Annotated in this window: 22 protein-coding genes, 1 other RNA gene and 1 pseudogene; 9 read left to right on the top strand and 15 right to left on the bottom strand. The window is 64.7% G+C overall.

From position 1 onward, the window contains the following. Positions 1-22: 22 nt before the first annotated feature. From QCM77_RS33435 to QCM77_RS33400, 8 genes are all read right to left on the bottom strand, one after another. Positions 23-532: a dihydrofolate reductase gene (locus QCM77_RS33435; protein ID WP_279661181.1), complete on the bottom strand. Its 510-nt coding sequence runs from the start codon at positions 530-532 to the stop codon at positions 23-25. Then, on the bottom strand, positions 532-1017 hold the full coding sequence (locus tag QCM77_RS33430) for a GNAT family N-acetyltransferase (protein WP_279661057.1): 486 nt from the start codon (positions 1015-1017) through the stop codon (positions 532-534). Before QCM77_RS33430 ends, QCM77_RS33435 begins: the two co-directional genes overlap by 1 nt. 5 nt (positions 1018-1022) lie before the next feature. Then, positions 1023-1817, bottom strand: a complete 795-nt coding sequence (locus tag QCM77_RS33425) for a thymidylate synthase (RefSeq protein WP_279686321.1) — start codon at positions 1815-1817, stop codon at positions 1023-1025. A gap of 166 nt (positions 1818-1983) precedes the next feature. Beyond that, a complete protein-coding gene (locus QCM77_RS33420; RefSeq protein ID WP_279661055.1) occupies positions 1984-2967 on the bottom strand; it encodes a tripartite tricarboxylate transporter substrate binding protein BugD in 984 nt (327 codons plus the stop codon). Positions 2968-3107: 140 nt separating this feature from the next. After that, the gene (locus QCM77_RS33415) at positions 3108-4673 is read right to left on the bottom strand and encodes a tripartite tricarboxylate transporter permease (RefSeq protein WP_279661054.1); all 1566 of its coding nucleotides are present in this window, start codon (positions 4671-4673) and stop codon (positions 3108-3110) included. Positions 4674-4680: 7 nt separating this feature from the next. After that, a complete protein-coding gene (locus QCM77_RS33410) occupies positions 4681-5442 on the bottom strand; it encodes a tripartite tricarboxylate transporter TctB family protein (protein ID WP_279661053.1) in 762 nt (253 codons plus the stop codon). Between the two features lie 94 nt (positions 5443-5536). Beyond that, positions 5537-6067, bottom strand: coding sequence for a chromate transporter (locus QCM77_RS33405; protein WP_279686320.1), 531 nt, complete (start codon positions 6065-6067; stop codon positions 5537-5539). Then, on the bottom strand, positions 6064-6681 hold the full coding sequence (locus QCM77_RS33400; protein WP_279686319.1) for a chromate transporter: 618 nt from the start codon (positions 6679-6681) through the stop codon (positions 6064-6066). Before QCM77_RS33400 ends, QCM77_RS33405 begins: the two co-directional genes overlap by 4 nt. A gap of 85 nt (positions 6682-6766) precedes the next feature. On the opposite strand from QCM77_RS33400, the gene ssrA reads away from it, so the two are divergent. From ssrA to feoB, 7 genes are all read left to right on the top strand, one after another. Then, positions 6767-7133: a transfer-messenger RNA gene (gene ssrA / locus QCM77_RS33395) on the top strand. A gap of 114 nt (positions 7134-7247) precedes the next feature. Continuing rightward, positions 7248-7766 carry an SspB family protein gene (locus QCM77_RS33390; protein WP_279661050.1) on the top strand — a complete coding sequence of 173 codons (519 nt, stop codon included), beginning with the start codon at positions 7248-7250 and terminating at the stop codon, positions 7764-7766. Positions 7767-7861: 95 nt separating this feature from the next. After that, on the top strand, positions 7862-9322 hold the full coding sequence (fumC, locus tag QCM77_RS33385) for a class II fumarate hydratase (RefSeq protein ID WP_279686318.1): 1461 nt from the start codon (positions 7862-7864) through the stop codon (positions 9320-9322). Positions 9323-9599: 277 nt separating this feature from the next. Next, complete coding sequence (locus tag QCM77_RS33380) at positions 9600-9788, top strand: DUF4169 family protein (protein WP_211397403.1); 189 nt, start codon at positions 9600-9602, stop codon at positions 9786-9788. Beyond that, positions 9785-10039 carry a ribbon-helix-helix domain-containing protein gene (locus tag QCM77_RS33375; protein WP_279661048.1) on the top strand — a complete coding sequence of 85 codons (255 nt, stop codon included), beginning with the start codon at positions 9785-9787 and terminating at the stop codon, positions 10037-10039. The genes QCM77_RS33380 and QCM77_RS33375 overlap by 4 nt, the downstream gene beginning before the upstream one ends. A gap of 127 nt (positions 10040-10166) precedes the next feature. Further along, positions 10167-10442 (top strand): FeoA family protein, encoded by a 276-nt coding sequence (locus QCM77_RS33370; protein ID WP_279661047.1) that lies wholly within the window; start codon positions 10167-10169, stop codon positions 10440-10442. A 34-nt stretch (positions 10443-10476) separates the two neighbouring features. Further along, positions 10477-12348, top strand: coding sequence for a ferrous iron transporter B (gene feoB / locus QCM77_RS33365; RefSeq protein WP_279686317.1), 1872 nt, complete (start codon positions 10477-10479; stop codon positions 12346-12348). A 235-nt stretch (positions 12349-12583) separates the two neighbouring features. Here feoB and QCM77_RS33360 read toward each other — a convergent pair. Beyond that, a pseudogene (locus tag QCM77_RS33360) lies at positions 12584-12720 on the bottom strand (sensor histidine kinase); the annotation flags it as partial. 126 nt (positions 12721-12846) lie between these two features. Here QCM77_RS33360 and QCM77_RS33355 point away from each other — a divergent pair. After that, positions 12847-13344 carry a GNAT family N-acetyltransferase gene (locus QCM77_RS33355; protein ID WP_279686316.1) on the top strand — a complete coding sequence of 166 codons (498 nt, stop codon included), beginning with the start codon at positions 12847-12849 and terminating at the stop codon, positions 13342-13344. Between the two features lie 81 nt (positions 13345-13425). Here the strand turns inward: QCM77_RS33355 and QCM77_RS33350 are convergent, their stop codons facing one another. The 5 genes from QCM77_RS33350 to QCM77_RS33330 all read right to left on the bottom strand — a co-directional run bounded on the left by QCM77_RS33350 (position 13426) and on the right by QCM77_RS33330 (position 21074). Next, positions 13426-13875: a response regulator gene (locus QCM77_RS33350; RefSeq protein WP_279661044.1), complete on the bottom strand. Its 450-nt coding sequence runs from the start codon at positions 13873-13875 to the stop codon at positions 13426-13428. 354 nt (positions 13876-14229) lie between these two features. Beyond that, positions 14230-14481, bottom strand: a complete 252-nt coding sequence (locus tag QCM77_RS33345) for a hypothetical protein (RefSeq protein ID WP_279661043.1) — start codon at positions 14479-14481, stop codon at positions 14230-14232. Between the two features lie 58 nt (positions 14482-14539). Next, positions 14540-15658, bottom strand: coding sequence for a DUF2336 domain-containing protein (locus QCM77_RS33340; RefSeq protein ID WP_279661042.1), 1119 nt, complete (start codon positions 15656-15658; stop codon positions 14540-14542). A 369-nt stretch (positions 15659-16027) separates the two neighbouring features. Then, on the bottom strand, positions 16028-19702 hold the full coding sequence (locus tag QCM77_RS33335) for an AsmA family protein (protein WP_279661041.1): 3675 nt from the start codon (positions 19700-19702) through the stop codon (positions 16028-16030). Between the two features lie 139 nt (positions 19703-19841). Beyond that, on the bottom strand, positions 19842-21074 hold the full coding sequence (locus QCM77_RS33330) for a cytochrome P450 (RefSeq protein ID WP_279661040.1): 1233 nt from the start codon (positions 21072-21074) through the stop codon (positions 19842-19844). Between the two features lie 129 nt (positions 21075-21203). Between QCM77_RS33330 and QCM77_RS33325 the strand changes: the two genes are divergently transcribed. After that, complete coding sequence (locus QCM77_RS33325) at positions 21204-21815, top strand: TetR/AcrR family transcriptional regulator (RefSeq protein ID WP_279661039.1); 612 nt, start codon at positions 21204-21206, stop codon at positions 21813-21815. On the opposite strand, the gene QCM77_RS33320 is transcribed toward QCM77_RS33325, so the two are convergent. After that, positions 21775-22129 (bottom strand): hypothetical protein (locus QCM77_RS33320; RefSeq protein ID WP_279686315.1); only part of this gene is annotated, 355 nt, incomplete at its 5' end. The two genes, QCM77_RS33325 and QCM77_RS33320, sit on opposite strands and share 41 nt — an antisense overlap.

The raw sequence follows: 22129 nt of genomic DNA, 5'->3' as shown, positions 1-22129 counted from the left end.
ATGTAAACATTGACGAAAGCGGTTAATGGCCCACCCGCCGACGATATGTCACATAGGAGTAGTCGGCGCTGTCATGGGGCCCGGCGGGATGGTGGACACGCGCCACCTCATCCCACTCTGCCCTGTCGATGTCGAAATGCGTGGCGCCTTCGGGACGCGCATGCACTTCGGTGATTTCGAGGCGATCGGCGCGATCGAGCCATTGCCGATAGATTTCGGCGCCGCCAATCACTGCGATCTCGGCGACCGAACGCCGCAAGGCATCGCCGCGGGCGACGGCGCCTGCGTCGGCAGTCGATGTCGTGACGATGGCGCCGGTAGCGCGGTAATCCGCATCGCGCGTGAGGACGATGTTGGTGCGGCCCGGAAGCGGCCGGGGCAGGGATTCGAACGTCTTGCGGCCCATGATCACGGGCTTGCCGATCGTGAGCGCCTTGAAGCGCGCCATGTCGGATTTCAATCGCCACGGGATCGCGTTGCCGGTGCCGATGACGCCGTTCTCTGCGATCGCCACCACGAAGACGATCTCCATCACGACGCGCTCCCGGCAAGCCGTGTCAGCGCAGGCCCGGTGACGCGGCACAGCGTCCAGTCGTCCAGCATGACCGCGCCGAGCGATTTGTAGAACGCGATCGACGGCGCGTTCCAGTCGAGCACCGCCCATTGCAGCCGCGACCCGCCATTCTTGACGCATTCCCTGGCCAGATAAACCAGCAGCGCCTTGCCGAGGCCCCTGCTGCGATGCGACGGCCGCACATACAAATCTTCGAGATAGATGCCGTGGCGGCCGCTGAAGGTGGAGAAGTTGACGAACCACACCGCGAAGCCGACCGGCTCGCCGTTCCACTCGGCGAGGGCGCAATGGAGTTGCGGTCGCTCGCCGAACAGTGCGTCGGCGATCATCGCCTCGGTCGTCTCGACCTCGTGCGAGAGCTTTTCGTACTCGGCGAGTTCGCGGATGAAAGCAAGAACCAGCCCGGCTTCTCCGGGCTGCGCACTGCGGATATTGAGCGACATCGGCGTCAGACCGCGACCGCCGCCTTGATGTGCGGATGCGGATCGTAGCCGACAAGCTCGAAATCCTCGTAGCGGAAGGAGAAGATGTCCTTCACATCAGGATTGATCCGCATCACCGGCAGCGCGCGCGGCGCGCGCGTGAGCTGGAGCTTCGCCTGCTCCAGATGGTTGGAATAGAGATGAGTGTCACCGAACGAATGCACGAAGTCGCCGGGCTTGAGACCCGTGACCTGCGCCACCATCATGGTGAGCAGCGCATAGGAGGCGATGTTGAAGGGCACGCCGAGAAACACGTCGGCCGAGCGCTGATAGAGCTGGCACGACAGCTTGCCGTTGGCGACGTAGAACTGGAACAGGCAGTGGCACGGCGGCAGCGCCATCTCGTCGACCTCGGCCGGATTCCAGGCCGAGACGATCAGGCGGCGCGAGTCCGGATTGCGCTTGATCATGTCGATCACGTTGGCGATCTGGTCGATGCTGCGTCCGTCCGGCGCCGGCCAGGAACGCCATTGATGGCCGTAGACCGGGCCGAGATCGCCGTTGGCGTCCGCCCACTCGTCCCAGATGGTGACGCCGTTGTCGCGTAGATATTTGATATTGGTGTCGCCCTTCAGGAACCACAACAGCTCATGCACGATCGCCTTCAGCGGCAGGCGCTTGGTGGTCAGCATCGGAAAACCGGCGGATAGGTTGAAGCGCATCTGATGGCCGAACACCGACAGCGTGCCGGTGCCGGTCCGGTCGGTCTTTTCGGCGCCGTCTGAAAGAATCCGCTCGAGCAGGTCCTGATACTGGTGCATGTGTGTGCCTTTGGGGAGGTGGCGAATTTAACGGCCACCCCCGCGCTGCGACAGCGGCGATTCGCCATCCATACGCATTATACCCGGAAAAATGAGCGTTCCCGGTGCAAACGACAAGGGCGGAACTCAGCGTCCCGCCCCTTGCCTATCGACTTGATCCTGCTGGCTAACTTGCCGGCTTGAGCACCGGGGTCCATTTCGCGATCTCGTTCTTGACGAGTTTCGCCAGCGCCTCCGGCGTTCGGTCCGCAGGCGGCGGAATGACGCTGCCGAGCTCGAGCAGGCGCTTGCGCACGGTCTCGTCGTCGAGCGCCTTGACCGCCGCGGCGTTCAGGCTCGCTACGATGGCAGGCGAGGTTCCCTTCGGCGCGAACATGGCGTTCCAGGCCTGGGCCTGGAAGGCGGGCAAGCCCGCCTCCGCCGTCGTCGGCACGTTCGGCAGCGACGGATTGCGCTCCGCCGTTGCGATCGCATAAGCCTTGATGGTGCCGGCATTGATCTGCGGCACGGCGTTGACGATCTGGTCGCAGATGTAATCGACCTGTCCCCCGACCAGCGCGTTCATCGCGGGTCCGGTGCCGTTGAAGGGTACGCCGACCGGCTTGATGTCGAGGATGGAGTGCAGCAGCTCGCAGGACACATGCGAGACCGAGCCGACGCCGGCATGCGCAGCGTTCACCTTCTCGGCATTGGTTTTCACGTAAGTCACGAATTCCTTGAGGTCCTTCGGCGGAAAATCCTTGCGCGCCAGGATCAGGATCGGCGTGCCCGCGAGCAGCGCGATCGGCTCAAAATCCTTTTCGGGATGATAGGCGAGCTTGGGATAAAGCGGCACGGAGGCGGCGTGCGTGCCCATATGCCCGGTGATGAGCGTATAGCCGTCATTGGCCGCGCGCGCGGCGCGCGCGGTGGCAGTGGTGCCGCCGGCGCCGACCACGTTCTCGATGACGATGCTCTGTCCGAACGTCTGCGCCATGTGCGCGGTGACGATGCGCGAGATCACGTCGGTCGGACCACCCGCAGCAAACGGCACGATCATGGTGATGCCACGCGTCGGATAGGTCTGCGCCGCGCCTGGTGCGACAAAGCCGCACAGCGATGCGAGCGCAGCGGCACATGCGCCTGCAGCAAGCGCGCGAATAGAAGTCATCTCGATCCCCTCCGACACAAACAAAAATGCCGGCCACAAGGGCCGGCATTTTCATTTCACGAAGCGGTCACACAAGTCGATTCGACTTCCGAATGCGGCGCGCCGACGCAGGCGCGGCGACGACGCAGGGAGCGTCGCTCTCAGTTCTCGGATTCGGTGAACACCTCGTCACGCTTGGCGCGCAACGCGGGCAGCACCGTGAGCACCAGGAGGAACGCCGCAATCGCCAGCAGCACGGCCGACAGCGGACGCGTCAGGAATACGCTCCAGTCGCCGCGCGAGATCAGCAGCGCGCGGCGCAGGTTCTCTTCCATCAGCGGCCCCAGCACCATGCCGAGCAGCAGCGGCGCCGGCTCGAAATCGTGCTTGATCAGCCAGTAGCCGACCAGACCGAACACGCCCGCGAGGATGACGTCGACCGGCGCGTTGTTCACCGAGTAGATGCCGATCGCGCAGAAGATCACGATCGAGGGGAACATCAGCCGGTACGGCACGCGCAGCAGCCGCACCCAGATTCCAACCAGTGGCAGGTTGATGATGATCAGCATCAGATTGCCGATCCACATCGAGGCAATCATGCCCCAGACCAGCTCCGGCTGCTTCTGCATCACTTGCGGACCCGGCACGATGCCGTGGATGGTCATCGCGCCCACCATCAGCGCCATCACCGCGTTTGGCGGGATGCCGAGCGTCAGCAGCGGGATGAAGGAGGTCTGTGCCGCGGCGTTGTTGGCGCTTTCCGGCGCCGCCACGCCCTCGATCGCGCCACGGCCGAACCGCGACGGGTTCTTGGCGATCTTCTTCTCGAGCGTATAGGACGCAAAGGACGCGATGACAGCGCCGCCGCCCGGCAGGATGCCGAGGATCGAACCGAGCACAGTGCCGCGCAGGATCGCAGGCGCGGAGTCGATCAGATCTTTCTTGGTCGGCATCAGGCCGGTGATCTTCTGCTGCACGAGGTCGCGGTTCATCTCGGCACCGGCGTCGAGATTGCGGATGATCTCGGCGAAACCAAACACGCCCATGGCCACCGTCGCGAAGCCGAGGCCGTCGGCAAGCTCCGGAATGTTGAACGCCATGCGGGAAGCGCCGGTCTCGATGTCGGAGCCGACCATCGACAGCAACAGGCCGAACACGATCATCGCGATCGCCTTCAGCACCGAGCCCTTGGCCAGCACCACCGCGAAGATCAGGCCGAGCACCATCAGCGAGAAATATTCAGCCGGACCAAACGCCAACGCGAGCTTGGTCAGCGGCGCACCGAGCACGGCGATCAGCACCGTCGCAACGCAGCCGGCGAAGAACGAGCCGATCGCCGCAATCGCCAGCGCCGGGCCGGCACGGCCCTGCTTCGCCATCTGGTGGCCGTCGATGGCCGTGACGACGGATGTCGCCTCACCGGGAATATTGACCAGGATCGAGGTGGTCGAGCCGCCGTATTGCGCACCGTAATAGATGCCGGCGAGCATGATCAGCGCGCCGACCGGCGGCAATCCGAACGTGATCGGCAGGAGCATCGCCACGGTTGCGACGGTGCCGATACCGGGCAGCACGCCGACCAGCGTGCCAACCAATGCGCCAATCAGGCACATGAGAATATTGATCGAGATCGGGAGCGACAGGCCGTAGAGCCACCAGGGTGACCACCAGGAGATCTGAAACACCACACCGAAACCGAGGCCCAGATTGTGGAAGAGATCGAACATCACACCCTCACTGAACCAAAAAGCGCGGGAACATCGGCATCGGCAGCCCGAGCACGTAGGGGAAGAGCAGTGCACAGCCAAGCGTCAGGCAGGCGCCGACGATGATCGCTTCGACCCAGCGCGTCTCATGCGTGCCCATCGCCGCGATCAGGAAGCTCGCGAACGCCGTAACTACGACCCCAAGCGGACGAATCGCCAGCGCGAAGAAGACGATCGAGACCATCACGAAGAGCGGCCCGCGCCAGGCATAGTGCGCCATGGCAGGCCCATCGGTCAGCAGTCCCGTCAACGCGATGCCGGCGCCAAGTGCGACGAGCAGCCCGCCAAACATCCGCGGCGCCGTGCCTGCGCCAAAGGAGAAGCCGCGCATCCCCTGCAAATCGCTGGAGGCCCACAGCGCGAACAACGCGAGCGCCATCAGAGCGATCCCGCCGACATAGTCCTGCGCCGATCTGATCGTCATGAAGATCGTGAGAATCGCGACCGCAAACAGCGGATAGGAATAGATCAGCGCCAGCAGCACCTCGGATGACGCCTTCTTGGTGTCACCGCCGATCGCTCCGATCAGCGCGCCGGGCGCGCCCGCGAGCAGCGCCGTGGCATGGCTGATCACGACGGTGGCCGGCCCGCGTCCGGCGCCCCAGCCAAAAATCGTCCCGATCGACCAGATGAATTCGAATATCTGCGGCGCAACGGCCAGCAGACAAAAGCCGATCACCACCGAGGTGTTTCGGGTGGTCGTCGCCGAGTGGCCCATCGTATCGGCCATGCATGTCTCCTCCGCGGCCCGTAAGCCACGAGCAATGTTGTTCTAATCGGCTGGAAATGGATCCCCCGCCCGGATCACTGCCTAGCGATTTTCACTACACAATGCCAGCAAAACCCAACAGGCCCCCGACGAGCAGAAGCCATAGCGGATTGATGCGCGAGACGTATGCGACAACTGCAACCGTCGCGGTCAGGAGCAGCGCAGCAATGGTGCGATCGGTCGACTGGGCCAAGATCAGGGCGCTCGCTGCCATCAACCCGATCGAGAGCGGAACCAGTGCAGCCTGAATCAGCCCGGGCCAGCGCGATTGGCTCGGCCGGTTGAGGAGCCGGCTGACATAATAGGCAAGCAGCGCCGTCGGCAGGCACATGGCCAAGGTCGCCGCCAGCGCGCCCGGGATGCCGGCGACGGCATAGCCGATTAACGTGACGATAAGCACGTTCGGACCTGGCGAGAGCTGCGCGATCGCATAGGCGTCGGCGAACTGCTTGTCGGTCATCCAGTGATGCACATCGACCGCGATACGGTGCATCTCGGGCACCGCCGCCGCGGCGCCGCCGACTGCGAACAGCGACATCAGACCAAAGGTGGAGATCAGCGCCCAGATCGGGTTCTCGGCGATCATGCTGCTACCTTCCGCCGCATCAGGAACGTGGCGCCGACACTCACGGGGATCGCGACCAAAAGCACGGCCTGGAGCGGCAGGCGAAGGACGCCGATGGCGAGGAACACGCCCAGCATCAGGATGAGCGCGACGGCGTCCAGCCGCTTGAGCAGCGGAATCATCATCCGGAAGACCACCGCGATCAAGAGGCCGACCGCCGCACAGGAGATGCCTGCGAGGATGCGACGCAGCACCTCCACATCGCCGAACCGGGCGTAGATGATCGCGAGCACCGTCATGATCAGCGTGGGCGGCAGCAACAGCCCTGCAAAGGCGGCAATACCGCCGGCGATCCCGCGCAGCCGCGCGCCGAACACCATCGACAGATTGACGATGTTGGGCCCGGGCAGGAAATGGCAGAGCGCAAAAGTCTCGTTGAACTCGTCCGCCGTCATCCAGCGGTGCTGCTCGACGATGGCCTGCCGGGCAAACACCAAGACCCCGCCAAAACCGGCCAGCGACATCCGGGCGAAGGCCAGGAACAGCGCGAGCAAGCCCGGCGGAACGGCGTGGGTGGCTGGACGGTCCGGCTCTTGATCTCGTTCTTGGGCGGCCGGTGCGGAATCCTCGGACATGTCAGGAGCTTAGAACGCGGGCCGTCGCGCGGCCAAGCCCGTCGGGAACCTATCCAGAGGGAACCTCGGGATGGCCGTTCGAAACACCCTGTCATTTGAAAGCTTTGCCCCCTATATTGGGGGTGCCGGTTCGCCGGCTATGGAAATAAACGGCCGTCGCAATAAACCATTCGGACCCGGGGGCGGTACCCGGCGCCTCCACCAAAACCCACCAGCGGGCTAGCCCTATAGGCGGGTTTTGGCGGGGGCGAAATAGGATCGACGAGGGCGTAAAGGGCGTTCTTTTTCTCGGTATTGTTCCGCCGTTATCGGGCTATGCAATAGTTGCCAACGACAACTTTGCTCCGGTTGCTCAGGCTGCGTAACGCAGTTTGAAAGACCATTCTGAAGTCCTAACGGGTTAAGCTCCGTTAGGCGGGGTTCGGAGGCACCTGGCAACAGAAGCCTCCACTTACCTCTTATTTCCTACCCGGCGGGGACTCCTGCTGACTCGTCAGGCGCGGTACTATTGCGGCTTGGCGAGTCGGGCCGGCAGGGCCCAACTCCTGGAATGCAACAGGACCACCATGGCGACCGATCATATCCGATACGATGTGCTGGCCCGCGACGCGCTGCGCGGCGTGCTGCGCAAGGTGCTGACCGACGCCGCGTCCCAAGGACTGCCCGGCGAGCACCATTTCTTCATCACCTTCGTGTCGAAGGCCGAGGGCGTGAAGCTGTCGTCGCGGCTGCTGGCGCAATATCCGGAAGAGATGACGATCATCCTGCAGCACCAGTTCTGGGATCTGACCGTGCTCGAGGACCGCTTCGAGGTCGGCCTGTCCTTCGGCGGCATTCCGGAGCGGCTGATCGTGCCGTTCAACTCCATCAAGAGCTTCCTCGATCCGTCCGTGAAATTCGGCCTCCAGTTCGAGACCTCCGATGTCGCCGAGGTCTCGCCCGAGACATTGCCGGCCGCTCCCGCCCCGTCCGCTGTCGCGGTGCCCGCGCCTGCCACCGAACCGGCGGAAAGCACCGAAGAGCCGGCGGCCCCGAACCAGGGCGGCGCCGAAGTCGTGCGATTGGACCGTTTCCGCAAGAAATGATCTAGATTGGGCCGGAGCCCGTCGCGCGCGGCCAAACTCCCTATACACATGAAGAGGTCGCGCGGCATTTTCGTGCGGCGGAATGGAATGTGCTCATGGCCAAGACGTCCCGCTCGAAGACTTCCCGCTCGAAGATTGCCCGCGCGAAGACCGACCGCTCCTCGCGCCCCGCGACCCGCACCGAGACCGACAGCTTCGGCCCCATCGAGGTCCTCGCCGATCGCTATTGGGGGGCGCAGACCGAACGCTCGCGCCAGAATTTTCGCATCGGCATCGATCGCATGCCGATCTCGCTCGTGCATGCGCTTGGCATCGTCAAGCTCGCCGCGGCGCAGTCCAACCAGGAGCTCGGCCTGCTCGACCAGCGCCGCGCCAACGCCATCATCCGCGCCGCGCGCGAGGTGATCGAGGGCAAGCTGGACGATCACTTCCCACTCGTGGTGTGGCAGACCGGCTCGGGCACGCAGAGCAACATGAACCTCAACGAGGTCATCGCCAACCGCGCCAATGAGATGCTCGGCGGCGGGCTCGGCGCCAAGAAGCCGGTGCATCCCAACGATCACGTCAACATGAGCCAGTCATCGAACGACTCGTTCCCGACCGCGATGCATATCGCGGCGGCAAGCCGCATCGCCTTCGATCTCGTCCCCGCCCTCGGCGAATTGCTGCGCGCGCTTCGCAAGAAGGAGAAGGAGTTCGCCAAGATCGTCAAGATCGGCCGCACCCACACCCAGGATGCGACGCCGCTGACGCTCGGCCAGGAATTTTCCGGCTATGCCGCGCAGGTCGAAAGCGGCATCGCCCGGCTCAAGGTCGCGGTGAAGGAGCTCTATCCGCTGGCGCAGGGCGGCACCGCCGTCGGCACCGGCCTCAATTCGAAGCCGCGCTTTGCAAAACTGTTCGCAAAGCACGTCGCCGGGATTACGAAGCTGCCCTTCACCAGCGCCGCCAACAAATTCGAGGCGCTGGCCTCGAACGACGCCTACGTGCTGGCGCACGGCGCCATCAATTCGGTCGCGACAGGCCTGTTCAAGATCGCCAACGACATCCGCCTGCTCGGATCGGGCCCGCGTTCGGGCCTCGGCGAACTGATGCTGCCGGAGAACGAGCCGGGCTCCTCGATCATGCCGGGCAAGGTCAATCCGACGCAGTGCGAGGCGATGACCATGGTGTGCTGCCAAGTGTTCGGCAATCACACCGCGATCACGGTCGCCGGCAGCCAGGGCCATTTCGAGCTCAACGTCTACAAGCCCGTGCTGGCCTACAACATGCTGCACTCGATCCGGCTGATGGCGGACGCCGCGCGCTCCTTCACCGAGCATTGCGTCAGCGGCATCCGCGCCGACGAGAAGCGGATCAAGGAGCTGATGCAGCGCTCGCTGATGCTGGTGACGGCGCTCGCCCCGAAGATCGGCTACGACAATGCGGCCAAGGTGGCCAAGACGGCGCACGCCAACGGCACCACGCTGAAGGAAGAGGCCCTGCGTCTCGGCTTCGTCTCGGCGGACGAGTTCGACCGCCTGGTGCGTCCCGAGAAGATGACCAGCCCGGGATAAGATTCCGAATTCCGATAGGCATCCGTAGTGATACGGACCCGCGCGTCGCAAAAATATAGGGCTTTGAGGGCGGGATTTGATTACCGTCAATGTCGCTGCGGGGTGGCGTGTTACGCAGCCCCTCTGCCCTCCACGGGGCCAGATTCATCGTTTGATGGCCCAAGGGCCGATTGACGAGGACGAGCGAATGGCGATCAAGTCTTGTGGGGCGCAACGCGGCACCCTGTTTCTGAAGGTTTCATCCTGTCCACGGAGGATCGGATGATGGAGACGCGGCATGGGGAACGTCATCAACCTGAATCGTTTCCGGAAGCGCGCCGAGCGGGAAGCCACGGCGAAGCAGGCGGACGCCAACCGAACGAAGTTCGGCCGCACGAAGGCGGAACGGTCGGCGGAGGAGACACGCGCGGACCAGGCGAAGGCACACCTGGACCAGCACCAGATCGATCGCGAGGAGCAGCCATGAAGTCGCCCGTCGTGAAACGGTCGATCGTCGTCGCCGGCCACAAGACCAGCGTCAGCCTGGAAGAGGCGTTCTGGAACGGCATGAAGGAGATCTCGGGCCTGCGCAACATGACGCTGTCCGAGCTGGTCGGCGAGATCGACGGCAACCGCCAGCAGGGCAATCTGTCTTCGGCGATCCGCCTGTTCGTGCTCGACTACTTCAAGACCCGCGCCATGGCCGCCATCCAGTCGGAAAAGGTCTCGGCCCAGTAGCCGCCCTGGCGCCGATCCTGGCGCCAATCGCCTCCGTCGCGAAGCCGGTACTTTAAAATCACTCTAAGGTGCAGTTTCGGCGACCGAGCGCGCTTGACCTCGATGCCCTGCGTTGAAAATACAGGGCATGACCGACATCCATGATACGCGTCCGCAGATGCCGCTGGGCCTGGCCCAGCGCGGCTATACCGGCGTCATCCAGCACCTTTCCGCCAAGGACTCGGGCTCGGCGCTCTCCGACATCGAGCTCGAGAGCCGGCTGATCGAGCTCGGCTTCGTCGAGGGCGCCCGGGTCGAGGTCCTGCACGAGGGGCTGGTCGGACGCGACCCGATCGCCGTGCGGGTCGACAACATCACGATCGCGGTGCGCCGGCGCGAAGCCATGGCCATCATCGTCGCCTGACGCGACCGGATCCCAATTCCAGGCCTTTGATCACATGGAAGCACCCCTGCTGCATCTCGCCCTGGTCGGCACGCCAAACAGCGGCAAGACCTCGCTGTTCAATGCGCTGACCGGCAGCCGGCAGAAGGTCGCGAACTATCCCGGCGTCACCGTCGAGCGCAAGGAAGGCTTCTTCGTCACGCCCTTGGGGCGCCAGGTCTCCGTGGTCGACCTGCCCGGCACCTATTCGCTGCGCGGCCGCAGCCCGGACGAAGAGATCACCCGCGACTTCGTGCTCGGCAAGGCCAGCGGCGAGACCGTGCCCGACCTCGTGCTGTGCGTGGCCGATTCCACCAATCTGCGCCTGACCATCCGCCTGCTGCTGGAGCTCAAGCGCACCGGCCGGCCGATGATCCTCGTCCTCAACATGTTCGACATCGCAAACCGCCGCGGCATCACTGTGGACGTCGAGCGGCTCGCCAAGGAGCTCGGCGTGCCCGTGGTCACCTCGATCGCGGTGCGCAAGGGCGGTACCGCCGACCTCCTGACGCTGACCGACGAGATCTCGGCAAGACTCGCCGCCGAGCCGGGGGAGAACACTTGGCGCGCGCTCAGCGTCGCCGAGTTGCGCGCCACCCAGCGCGAGGCCGACCGCATCATCGCCGACTGCGTCAGCCTGCCTGCTAGCCCCGACACCTGGACCGCACGGATCGACGCCGTGGTGCTGCACCCCGTCGCCGGCCTCGTCGTGCTGGCGCTGATCCTGTTCGTGATGTTCCAGGCGGTGTTCGCCTGGGCGCAGCCGCTGATGGAGCTGCTCAACAACGGCTTCGATGCGCTCGGCGAGTTCGTGCACGCCAGCCTGCCCGCCGGTCTCTTCCAGAGCTTCCTTCAGAACGGCGTGATCTCGGGCGTCGGCAGCGTGATCGTGTTCCTGCCGCAGATCATCATCATCTTCCTGTTCATCCTGCTGCTGGAAGATTTCGGCTACATGGCGCGCGCCGCCTTCCTGATGGACCGCATCATGGGCGGTGCCGGCCTGCACGGCCGCGCCTTCATTCCGCTGCTGTCTAGCTTTGCCTGCGCCATTCCCGGCATCATGGCGACGCGCGTGATCGACAACAAGCGCGACCGGCTGACCACGATCCTGATCGCGCCGCTGATGACCTGCTCGGCGCGCATTCCGGTCTACACGCTGATCATCTCCGCCTTCATTCCGGCCAGGGACGTCTGGGGCTTCATCAACCTGCAGGGCCTCGTGATGTTCGGCCTCTACGCCGCCGGCATCGCCAGCGCGCTTGCCGTCTCGTTCCTCATAAAATTCTTCATGCTGCGCGACTATGCGCCGGCGCCGTTCATGCTGGAGCTGCCGGACTACAAGATGCCGCGGCTGAAATCGATCGCGATCGGCGTCTACACGCGGGCCAAGATGTTCCTGCACCGCGCCGGCACCACGATCTTCTCGATGATGGTCCTGATCTGGTTTCTGGCCTCGTTCCCGCAGCCGCCGCTAGGCGCCACCGAACCCGCGATCGACTTCAGCCTCGCCGCAATCATCGGCAAGGCGCTCGCACCGCTGCTCGCCCCCGTCGGCTTCAACTGGCAGATCGCGGTCGCGCTGATCCCGGGCATGGCGGCGCGCGAGGTCGCGGTGGCGGCGCTCGGCACCGTCTATGCGATCGAAGGCGGCAAGGAAGCGGCCGAGCAGATCGGCCAGGTGCTGGCGACGAAATGGTCGCTCGCGACCGCGCTGTCGATGCTGGCCTGGTACATCTTCGCCCCGCAATGCGCATCCACGCTGGCCGTGATCCGGCGCGAGACCGGAAGCTGGACCTGGATGGCGGCGACATTCGGCTACATGCTCGTGCTGGCCTACGCGGCGAGCCTCCTGACCTACAACGTCGCGGTCGCGTTCGGGGCGGGGTAGCCCCCTCGAAACCAAAACTGCGAAAACAACCCCATGCACAGTAGACCGACGCTGTGAGATCAATGGGTTACGCGTGTGTGAAAATCGTCCGGCCGTAGCCGATAGTGCCTCGCGCAATCCGGACTCCACGCTACGAGGCGGTTGCGCCGTCGGGCAAAACAGGAGCAGGATGGCATTGTCCGAGAATTGGCGAGACGCTCCGTGACGGCAGGATATGCCGGCGTGGCACGCCTTCTCAGCCGCCTGCCTGTGTTGCCGGGAATGACGCGGTGAATACCGTTTCATCCCGCACCGATGACGCGACGATCAACCCGCATGGGCGCGCGCGATCTCCTGGGCAATGTACAGGCCGAGCCCAAGCCCTTTCTGGTTCGCAAGCCCTTTCTGGTTCGCAAGCCCTTTCTGGTTCGGCAGAAGGTCGCCGCGGTCGAACGCAGTGAAAGTTATTCCGCATCAATGTTACTCGACGCCCTACCTTGGAAGCGGCTATCTGTTCCTATGGAACATTTCAGCACGACGAGACTGACCGCCGAGAGGCTTCGCGAAGCTCACCTCGCCGATCTCGTCACGTTGCATCTCGACGCCGAGGTGTCGCGCTATCTCGGCGGCGTGCGTGCACCTGAGGTGACGAAGTCCTATCTCGGCGCCAACATGGCGCATTGGGACCAGTATGGTTTCGGGCTCTGGACGCTGCGAACGAAAGACGGATCCTTCGCCGAGCGCGCCGGCATCCGGCACATCCTGGTGGATGATATCGACGAGATCGAGATTGCCTACGCGTTCACGCGCGCGTGCTGGGGCCAGGGACTTGCGAGCGAGACCGCGACTGCGCTGACGGACATCGGGTTGTCGCAACTCGAGCTGCCGTCTCTGATCGGCCTTGTCTATGTCGGCAATGCCGCATCGCGCCGCGTGCTGGAGAAAGCGAACTACCTCCTCGAGCGCAGCACGATCCGTCACGGCGAAGATGTCGTGATCTACCGCATCCGGCGGTGAAGGGCGGCGATGCCGAAGGCATAGACGGCCGGGCCGCGAACCAGCCCGGCCATGCGGTCGCGGGATCGAATTCTCGAGGCTTCAAAACTCCTGGAGCGCGGCGATGAGCCGTTCGGGTTGGAACGGTTTTTCGAGAGGCACGCTGTTGGGCACGCCTTGCGACTTCCATAATTCCAGATCGGCGCCGGCCATCATATACACGACCGGAAGGTCTGGATGTTTCTCTCTCATCCTGCGGGCGAGTTCCCAGCCATTCAGCTTGCCGCCAAGATAGACGCCGGTCACAAGCGCCTTGTGATGCTTTCCTCTGGCGATGAAGATGGTGATCGCCTCCTCGCCCGAGGAGAGGATGTCGGATGCAAACCCGGCGTCGGCGAGCGCGCTCTCAAGTATGCCCTGGAGCGGATATTCGTCCTCCACGATCAGGATTGAAGGTGGTTCCGACATTATTTGCATTGAGCTTAGGCTTAAGGCTTGGATTTGAGCTTTGGTTTGGGCTCGGGGCCGGCCAGCATCCGTCGCGGCATGCACGATTCCGACCGGCGCGAAGTTACACGACACAAATGTGCAGCTTTCTTGGCGATGCTTCGCAGTTCCACAGTTCCTGCCGCGAACCCGAATGGCGGCAAGATCAAGCAGAAAGGCCCCGCTTCGACGAGGCCTTTCTGTAGCCGAATTCCGTATAGGCAATTCTGAACATTTGGCGGCGAAGTGTGCAGCTCGCGGCAGCGCAGCCTGCGGCCCGTAGCAAGGATGGGTAGAGCGAAAGCGAAACCCATCATGCCTTGACGCACTCAGACGGCGATGGGTTTCGCAAGGGCTCTACCCATGCTACGGCCGCGCCGCTGTCGGCGCATTGATGTGCCATTGGACGCCTACGGAGGCTTACCGAAAATATCCCAGCACGAGATCGACATCCGCGCTGCCGGCCACCGTGCCGTTCAGCTCGGCGTCGATGACGCGGCGGCAGGCTTCGATCGCGGCGTGGTCACCGAGGTCGTTGGCGGCTTCCAGCACGAGCCAGGCGGCGTCGACCGAGGCCTGGTCCGATGCTCCGCCGCCGACATCGCCGGCTGCAGCCTTGTTGAGGTTCTTGTTCGGATTCTTGCGAAGTGCGGCGCCGAATTGAGGCAACATTGCAAATACTCCCCTGCCATTCCCGGATGATGCTCGGTGTACCTGTTCAGTGTACCGCTCAATGTACCTGGAGCTCGGGCTGACGGCCCGTGACGGAATCGGTGCCGGTCTTGCGCGACTGGTAGAACTTCAAAACGCTGCGTGAGGTCTCGATCTTGAGCTTGCCGAAATCGCGCTCGTTGTCGTGGAGCTCACGCGCCGTGATCAGATGATCCTTGGCGCCGAGGAACAGCAGCGACATGGTCGTGTCCCAGGAGAAGTCGAGCGCCTTGCACAGCACCAGGATCATCTCGCGATTGCGATCCATCATCGCACGCTCGATCACATCGACCGGCAGCGACGACAACAGCGACAGGCCGATCTGCACCTCGTCGAAGCGGTGCTGGCGCGCATAGTTCGAGATCGAGTCCTGGTTGAGGTTGCCCTGCCGGTACTGCGTCGTCACCACGCGCTTGGCGACGAAATAGCTGCGCGAGGACGGGCCGAACTTCGACTGCAGGTCGCCGGTGACCTCGGTCACCGAGCTCTGGATCTGCGCCATCATCTCCGGCCGCTCGCTCTCGAGCCGACGGCGGACGTCCTCCGACGCCTTCGAGATGAGCTGCTGGAAGACGTGACGCGGCACGTCCTTGCGCAGCCCAAGCTGCTCGGCAAGAATCGAGTCGCCCTCGGCGCGGCGGACCATGTGGAGGAAGCCCGAACCGGAGAAGCGCGCGCCCTCGTTCCTGGCAACCGACGTCACGACCTCCTGGTCGCCGCGCTTGACCAGCACGTCGGTGACGGCCTCGCCGATCGATTTGCGCTGGGCGATCGCCAGCAGATGCGACTGGCCCTTGGTCATGGCGCTCTCGACCAGCATCTTCTCGTCGATACGGGTTGAGTCGCGCAGCACGGGACCGGCGACCTCGATCGCGTCGTCGAGGGCGAGCTTTTCGATGACGTTGAGCGGGGCGTGATCGCAGGCTGCCATTACCTCGGAGAGTTGCACCCGCGCGGCGACCTCGATCTCGTCGGCGAGCCGGCCGATGACCTCGCCGAACGTGCTGATCTCGTCGTCGCTGTAGCGGCCGGTGATCAGAATGTCGGTCGCATGCCACAACGCCTTGGTCCGGCTTTCGTCGGTGCCGCGTGCGATCGCGTCGTCCAGATCCTGCAGAAGTGTTGTCGCGCCGTTCATCTCGATAACCCCAGTTCTTGGCAGTTTCTTTGGCGAGCGGCCCCGCCGCTCGTGGCGGGACACTGGATGTCTCTGCAACCAACGCTAGCGATCAAACGCGAGAATTCAGTAAAATCGGCAAATCAGTTTTGCCGGGCAAAATTCGTTAAAATGCGAGGAAATGGGTTTACCTGCGGGCAAGGCCTTTCGAGACGGCGCCGGATGACGGCGACTGCGAACCTGCTCGGCCTTATGGTTCGAGACGCGCCGCAAGGCGGCGCTCCTCACCATGAGGGTCTCAGATTTCACCGCGCAAACGAGACCTCATCCTGAGGGCCCGCCAAAGGCGGGCGTCTCGAAGGATGGCCGCGAAGACAGTGCCTGCGCATCTCACGGATTCGACGGCGTCAGCACCAGCGGCGGCTTCGGCCTGGGCTTTGCGGGCGGCGGGCCCGGGGCCGGCCTCACCTCGATCGGCGGGGGCAACGGTGCGATCTGCTGGCTTGCAAGCGGCGGGCTTGTGAGTGGAGGACTTGTGAGTGGAGGACTTGGAGCTGCGGGAGCTGGCTGCGGCGCCTTCGGCGTCGGCGCGCCCCTGATATCGGCCTTGGGCTTCGGCGGCGGCGCACGGCGCGGATCGCGGCCGGGCATCGGCACATCCAGCAACGACGGCTCCGGCACCGGGTCCGGCGAGACCAGTGTCGGCAGCGCGGCGGTCGCCGGCGGCGGCTCGCCGCGCTCGATGGCGTCCAGCCGCCGCGTTTCGCGATCGATCGTTCGCACCGCGAGCCACGAGGACAGCGGCGCGAGATCGACGGTGCGGTTGAGCCTGTCGGGGGGACCGGCCGCGAACAGCTGGATCTCCGGCGGCGCGCCGGAGAGCCCGGTCATGATCGGCGTCAGGCTGGCGCGGATGTCGGCCTGGTCGGCGGGGATGTCGTAGCCGCCGGAGACGATGGCACGCGCGTTCTTCGCCTCTAGCGACGTTGCGCCGACGCGCAGGCGTCCGTCGCGAATCGTGAACGGGATCTGCGCCGAGGCCACTGCAATCGGGCCTGCCGACAGCGCGGGCTCGACCAGCTGCCGCAGCCGGTTGTCGTCGGCAACCTGGCCGCCGTCGCTGGCGCGGATGGCGATCTCGAAAGCGCGCGGATTGAGGCCGGAGATTTCAGCGGCGTCCAACGTCACCGTGCCATTGCCGGCGAGCGCGCCGGTGAGCGCCGCGACGCTGCGGCCCTGACTGGTCAGCGCCATCTGCACCGAGGCGCGTCCCTTCGGCAGCGCGAGGTCACGATAGCGCAGCACCGCCGCATCGACATTGCCGAGCTCGACACGCGCGTTCAACGTCAGACCATTGGCGCCATTGCGCGCATCAAGGCTCGCCGAGATCTCGCCGCCGCCGACACCGCCCTTCAGCGCGTCGAGCGCGAGCGACTGACCGTCGCTCCGGATCGTACCGCCGAAGGGACGCAGCTCGATGCCGCCGGGCAACGTGCCGTGCAAGGCCTGGAAGGCGATGCGGCCGCGCCAGCCACCGAGAAGCCCCGCACTCAACGGCTGGCCGGCATCGTGTCCGGCCGCGCCGATGGCCATCGCGAGCGCGGGCACGAAGTCGAGCGTGTCCAGGCCGACTTCGCCATCGATGGTCTTCTCCTGATCGAGCGTCACCGCGAGATGGCCGCGCAGACGCGAGCCGACCGCGGTGCTGTCGAGATCGTCGAGGGTCAGGCGGTTGCCGGAGAAGCCGACGCGCGAGGACAGGTTGACGGTCTGCACCGGTTTGTCGGCCGGGCTGGACCCGAACAGCGGGGCCAGGTTGGCATTGCGCACGCGCAGGTTCACGCTGCCCTTGAGCTCGGACGATTTGGGCTCCGACAATTCGACGCTGCCTTGCGCGTCCGCGTCCAGCCCGCCGCCGCTGAGCTTTGCGTTCAGTTGCAATGGCCGCCGCCAGGCGCCGCTCAGCTTGCCTTCGAACTGCGAAGCGCCCTCGCCTGCGGCCATCACGCGATCGAGCCCGAGCAACGCCAGCAGTGCGCTGGCCTGCGGTGTCGAGACTTTCGAGTCCAGCGTGAAGTCGCTGTTGCGCAAGCGGTCGATATCGATGCCGTTGACGGCGGCGACCGGCGTCTGCGCGGCCAGCGTCGCGGTGGCCTTGAGCTGCGGCGCGTCGAGGTCGAGCACGGCGCGCGCGTCGTTGCGGTCGGCATGCTCGGCGTTCTTGTCGAGGCTGAGGTCGAGCTTGAGGCGCGTCGCGCCTGGCAGCGACGGGATGGCGTCGAAGCGCGCGCGGACCGAAGGCGCAAACGGTTCGAGCAGCGCGGTGAGATCGCGCAGCGAATTGGCGGAGGATTTCAGCGCGAGCTTGCCCGTGGCCTTGACCCGGTCGAAGCTGCCACTCGCTTCCGTGGTCACGCCACTGGCCTGGCCGAACCGCAACTGCTCCAGCGAGAGCGATGCCGGGCCGTAGCCGAGTTTTGCCGTGAACGGCCGCAGCTCCTGTCCGGCTGAGATCGCGCGGCCGATATCGAGCGAAAGCTTCGCTTCCTCCGGCCATTCTCCTTGCGGCCCCGCGAGCGCGCGCACGAAGCTTGCGACGGCATCGAGGTCGAGGCGGTCGGCCTTGAGCTCCGCGTCGATCCGCGAGCCCTTGCTCGCGCCGGTCTGGACGAAAGCGATGCGGCCTTCGACCGCGCCGCCCTCGATCTCGGCCTTCAGCCTGTCGATGGCGAAATGGTTGGCGGCGATGGTCACGTCGCCGGCGAGACGCAGCGGCCGCGTGCTGCGGCGGTTGACCTCGCTGCGGCCCTGGAGCCAGGCCACCAGCGTATCGGGATCGGAGGAATCGACGCTGAGACGGCCGCTAAAACTGTCGGCGCCGGGCGTCGCGCCGTTGAGCGAGAGCTGCGTCTGGCCTGGCGCGCGCAGATCGAGCCGCTGGAAGGTCCAGGACCTTCCGTCGGTCGCAAGCTCGGCCGTGATGTTCTGGAGCGGCCGTGCCCCGAGCATGATCTGGTCGGAGTTGAACTCGATCTGCGCCGGGATCGGGGCCTGCGGGATTGCAGCGAGGCCCGCGCGGAGCGCCGGAAGGATGCGCTGCGGCTCGGTAACGTCCTTGCCGGTCAGCTTGTCGGCATCGACCTGGCGCGCCGACAGCACCGCACGCAGCAGCGGCGACGCGCCGAACCTGATATCGCCGACGCCGCCGAGCTTCAGCGCGGTGTCTTCGGGGCCGAAGCTGGCATCGATCTGCTCGAATTTGGCGCCGGCCGGATCGGCCTTGAGTTTGGTGGAGAGCTTCCAGGGCATCGGCCCCGCATCGCCCGGCTTCTTCGGCGCCGGCACGGCGAGCGTCAGCACGCCGTCGAATTTCGGCAGGCGGTTGTCGAAGGCAAGCACGCCTTCGAGATCGGCGAGGACAGCGCGCTCGCCGGGATCGATGTTGAGGTGAAGGCGGGTGGCGTTGCCGTCGGCGCTCGGACCGGAGGAGACGCGGAACGGATAGCGCACCCCGGCGGCGGTGAAACTGCCGTCGCCACGGACCGAGCCGGCCAGCGAGCGCACGTCGCCTGAGAAGGCGATGTCGTTGAGCTCCAGCGTCGAACGGCTGGCGGCATCATGCAGCGCGATGCGGCCGGTGAGGTTCAGCCGCTCGATCGCCAGCGAAGCCAGATTGAAGCTGCCGCTCGCGGTGGACGGCAGATCGACCCGCCCGCGCGCATCGAGGCCGAGATCGACCGCCATGCCATTGACCGAAAGCTCGGTGGCGCGCCATTCGCCGCGCATCAGGGAGCTCAGGCTGAACTCGACGTCGAGCTTGTCGGCGCGCAGGCGGCCGAGATCGTTGTTGCCGCCGAAGGTGACCGCGCGCAGCCGCAGCGTCGGCGCCGGCAAGAGCCGCGCGTCGAGTTTGCCCGCCACCCGCACCGGCACGCCGATGATCCTGCCAGCCTCTGCTTCGAACTGGGGCCTGAACTGGTTCCAGTCGACGAAGTAAGGCCCGATCAGCGCGGCCAGCAGCGCTAAGATAAAGGCAATCGCCAATCCGAGCAGCGTCGTCTGCACGGGTCTCCCCTCGGCCAAACCGGATGCGGGCCTTGCCTGAGCCTTAGGGCCTCAGACGTACCGGAACCGCCCCTTATATAGAGGGAAGTGTGGCGAAGTCACAGCGACTGTTGCGCGCGGAGGTTAACGCCGGCAGCTATTACCAGCTCGCCGGCAGCCGCTTCAAGCCGCGCAGCACGAAGGTAGGCCGCCATTCCGGGTTTTCGACGTCGTCGATGCGCAGATCCGGCAGCCGACGCAACAGCGTGGCGATGGCGATCTCGGCCTCGATGCGCGCCAATTGAGCCCCCAGGCAGAAATGGATGCCGCCGCCGAACGACAGCGGCCTCACATTCTGGCGGGTGACGTCCAGCCGGTCGGGCCGGTCAGGATAGATCGCCGGGTCGCGGTTGGCCGAGCCCAGCAGGCAGAGCACGGTCTCGCCCTTGGGGATCTTCGCGCCGCCGAGATCGTCGATCTCCTCCAGCGCAACGCGCCCGGTCATCTGCACCGAGGAATCGTAGCGCAAGAATTCCTCGATCGCACCCACCATCAGCTCCGGCCGCGCCTTCAGGAGCGCGAGCTGGTCCGGATTGCGATGCAGCGCCAGCAGGCCGTTGCCGATCAGATTGACCGTGGTCTCGTGGCCGGCGCCGAACAGCAGGATGATGTTGGCGGTCAGCTCCTCGTTGGTGAGCTTGTTGCCGTCTTCCTCGGCCTGCACCAGCTGGGTGATGAGATCGTCGCCGGGGTTGCGGCGGCGCAGCTCGAACAGCTGCTGGAAATACATCTGCGCCATCATGTTGCCGGCGTTGCCCTTCGCGATCTCCTCCGGCGAGAGCGGCACGGGATCGAGCAATCGCCCGCCGTCGCGCGAGCTGTTATAGAAGATTTCGCGATGGTCCTCGGGGATGCCGAGCATGTCGCAGATGATGGTCACAGGCAGGCGGAAGGCGAAGTCCTCGATCAGGTCCATGTGGCCGCGGTCGATCACGGCATCGATGGTTTGGTCGACGATCTCCTGGATGCGCGGCCGCATGTCCTCGACGCGGCGGGCGGTGAAGGCCTTCACGACCAGGCCGCGCAGGCGGGTGTGGTCCGGCGGATCGGCCTGCAGCATCCAGTGACTCATGCTGCGGAAGACCGGCTCCTCCATGATCTTCTCGCTATAGCGGCGCTTGGAACGCTCGACGAAATCCTTGCCGAAGCGCTTGTCGCGCATCGCGAGGCTGACCTCGGCGTGGCGGCCGGCGACGAACTGGCCGAACGGAGTCACGTGGATCGGATAGATCGCGCGCAGCCGGTCATAATGCGGATAGGGATCGCGGATGAAGTCCGGCGACAGCGGATTGAACAGCGGATCGCCGTTTGCACCTGGCACCTGCTCGATCATGGTGACCTCAAATCGGTTGCCGCATGAATCGAATACGCCGGGCAGGCCCTCTTGCGCAGCGTAACCATCCCTGAATTATCAACTCGATACATTGTTGTATCGAGTTGCATTCTGCCCTAAACTGCTCCGATGTCAAGGGTGAGAACCAGGCCGACCAGGGACGACACGCGCGACAGGCTGTTCGAGGCTGCCGCGCGCGTGTTCGAGGAAGACGGCATCGGCGGCGCCAGCATCGAGGCGATCGCGGCGGCGGCCGGCTACACCCGCGGCGCGTTTTATTCGAACTTCAAGAGCAAGGACGAGCTGATCATCGCCATGCTGGAGGACCATGTCGCGCAGTCGATCCGGCGCAACATGGACATCCTCGCGCAGCACGACAATCTCGACGATTTCATCGCGGCGTTGAAGGCGATGGATCGCACAAGGCAGGATCCGCTCGGCCGTTCGCCGCTGCTGCACATGGAAATGATCCTCTTTGTCGCGCGCGCCGAGAAGCGCCGCCCGGAGCTTGCAAAACGCCTGCGCGCGCGGCGCAAGCTGATCGCCGACATTGTCGAGGCGACGTCGAAGAGCAACGGCCGCAACGACACGCTGAACCCGCCGTGGATGGCCTCCGTCGTGCTGGCCCTGGAAGACGGCTTTCGCCTGCACCGGCTGATCGATCCGGAGACGACGCCGGCCGACAGCTTTTTGCGCGCGATCACGGATTTAAGGCGTCGGACGGGGCTGGCGTCGGGGTGAAGGCGGCTGGGGCGTGTCCTAAAGCATGATCCGGAAAAGCGCGAAGCGGTTTTCCGAAAAGATCATGCTCAAACAACAACCCTAAAGCGCGATGATGATTCATCCTGATCTCATCGCACTTCAGGATATGAGGGATCTCCGCCTCCAGGGATGAAGCAGACCTAAGCAGGCAATTCCGGCATTCCGCCTTTTGACCCAGGCTGTGTAAAAACTCCGTCGATGCTATGATTCTCTTGCTGAATCGCGGGGGGAATTGATGCGGGGTTTCGTTCAAGGGGTGGATCGCCAGCAGACGACGTTGCTGCCGGAATGCC

The organism is Bradyrhizobium nivariense, assembly GCF_029846695.2.
Lineage (GTDB): Bacteria > Pseudomonadota > Alphaproteobacteria > Rhizobiales > Xanthobacteraceae > Bradyrhizobium.
Note: the sequence above shows the minus strand (reverse complement) of the source record. Positions and strands in the feature narration are given on the sequence as shown.

Excerpts from the sequence above, each read along its gene's own strand:
- QCM77_RS33435 (WP_279661181.1), bottom strand. The coding sequence starts at position 532 with ATGGAGATCGTCTTCGTGGTGGCGATCGCAGAGAACGGCGTCATCGGC.
- QCM77_RS33430 (WP_279661057.1), bottom strand. The coding sequence starts at position 1,017 with ATGTCGCTCAATATCCGCAGTGCGCAGCCCGGAGAAGCCGGGCTGGTT.
- QCM77_RS33425 (WP_279686321.1), bottom strand. The coding sequence starts at position 1,817 with ATGCACCAGTATCAGGACCTGCTCGAGCGGATTCTTTCAGACGGCGCC.
- QCM77_RS33420 (WP_279661055.1), bottom strand. The coding sequence starts at position 2,967 with ATGACTTCTATTCGCGCGCTTGCTGCAGGCGCATGTGCCGCTGCGCTC.
- QCM77_RS33415 (WP_279661054.1), bottom strand. The coding sequence starts at position 4,673 with ATGTTCGATCTCTTCCACAATCTGGGCCTCGGTTTCGGTGTGGTGTTT.
- QCM77_RS33410 (WP_279661053.1), bottom strand. The coding sequence starts at position 5,442 with ATGGCCGATACGATGGGCCACTCGGCGACGACCACCCGAAACACCTCG.
- QCM77_RS33405 (WP_279686320.1), bottom strand. The coding sequence starts at position 6,067 with ATGATCGCCGAGAACCCGATCTGGGCGCTGATCTCCACCTTTGGTCTG.
- QCM77_RS33400 (WP_279686319.1), bottom strand. The coding sequence starts at position 6,681 with ATGTCCGAGGATTCCGCACCGGCCGCCCAAGAACGAGATCAAGAGCCG.
- QCM77_RS33390 (WP_279661050.1), top strand. The coding sequence starts at position 7,248 with ATGGCGACCGATCATATCCGATACGATGTGCTGGCCCGCGACGCGCTG.
- fumC (WP_279686318.1), top strand. The coding sequence starts at position 7,862 with ATGGCCAAGACGTCCCGCTCGAAGACTTCCCGCTCGAAGATTGCCCGC.
- QCM77_RS33380 (WP_211397403.1), top strand. The coding sequence starts at position 9,600 with ATGGGGAACGTCATCAACCTGAATCGTTTCCGGAAGCGCGCCGAGCGG.
- QCM77_RS33375 (WP_279661048.1), top strand. The coding sequence starts at position 9,785 with ATGAAGTCGCCCGTCGTGAAACGGTCGATCGTCGTCGCCGGCCACAAG.
- QCM77_RS33370 (WP_279661047.1), top strand. The coding sequence starts at position 10,167 with ATGACCGACATCCATGATACGCGTCCGCAGATGCCGCTGGGCCTGGCC.
- feoB (WP_279686317.1), top strand. The coding sequence starts at position 10,477 with ATGGAAGCACCCCTGCTGCATCTCGCCCTGGTCGGCACGCCAAACAGC.
- QCM77_RS33355 (WP_279686316.1), top strand. The coding sequence starts at position 12,847 with ATGGAACATTTCAGCACGACGAGACTGACCGCCGAGAGGCTTCGCGAA.
- QCM77_RS33345 (WP_279661043.1), bottom strand. The coding sequence starts at position 14,481 with ATGTTGCCTCAATTCGGCGCCGCACTTCGCAAGAATCCGAACAAGAAC.
- QCM77_RS33340 (WP_279661042.1), bottom strand. The coding sequence starts at position 15,658 with ATGAACGGCGCGACAACACTTCTGCAGGATCTGGACGACGCGATCGCA.
- QCM77_RS33330 (WP_279661040.1), bottom strand. The coding sequence starts at position 21,074 with ATGATCGAGCAGGTGCCAGGTGCAAACGGCGATCCGCTGTTCAATCCG.
- QCM77_RS33325 (WP_279661039.1), top strand. The coding sequence starts at position 21,204 with ATGTCAAGGGTGAGAACCAGGCCGACCAGGGACGACACGCGCGACAGG.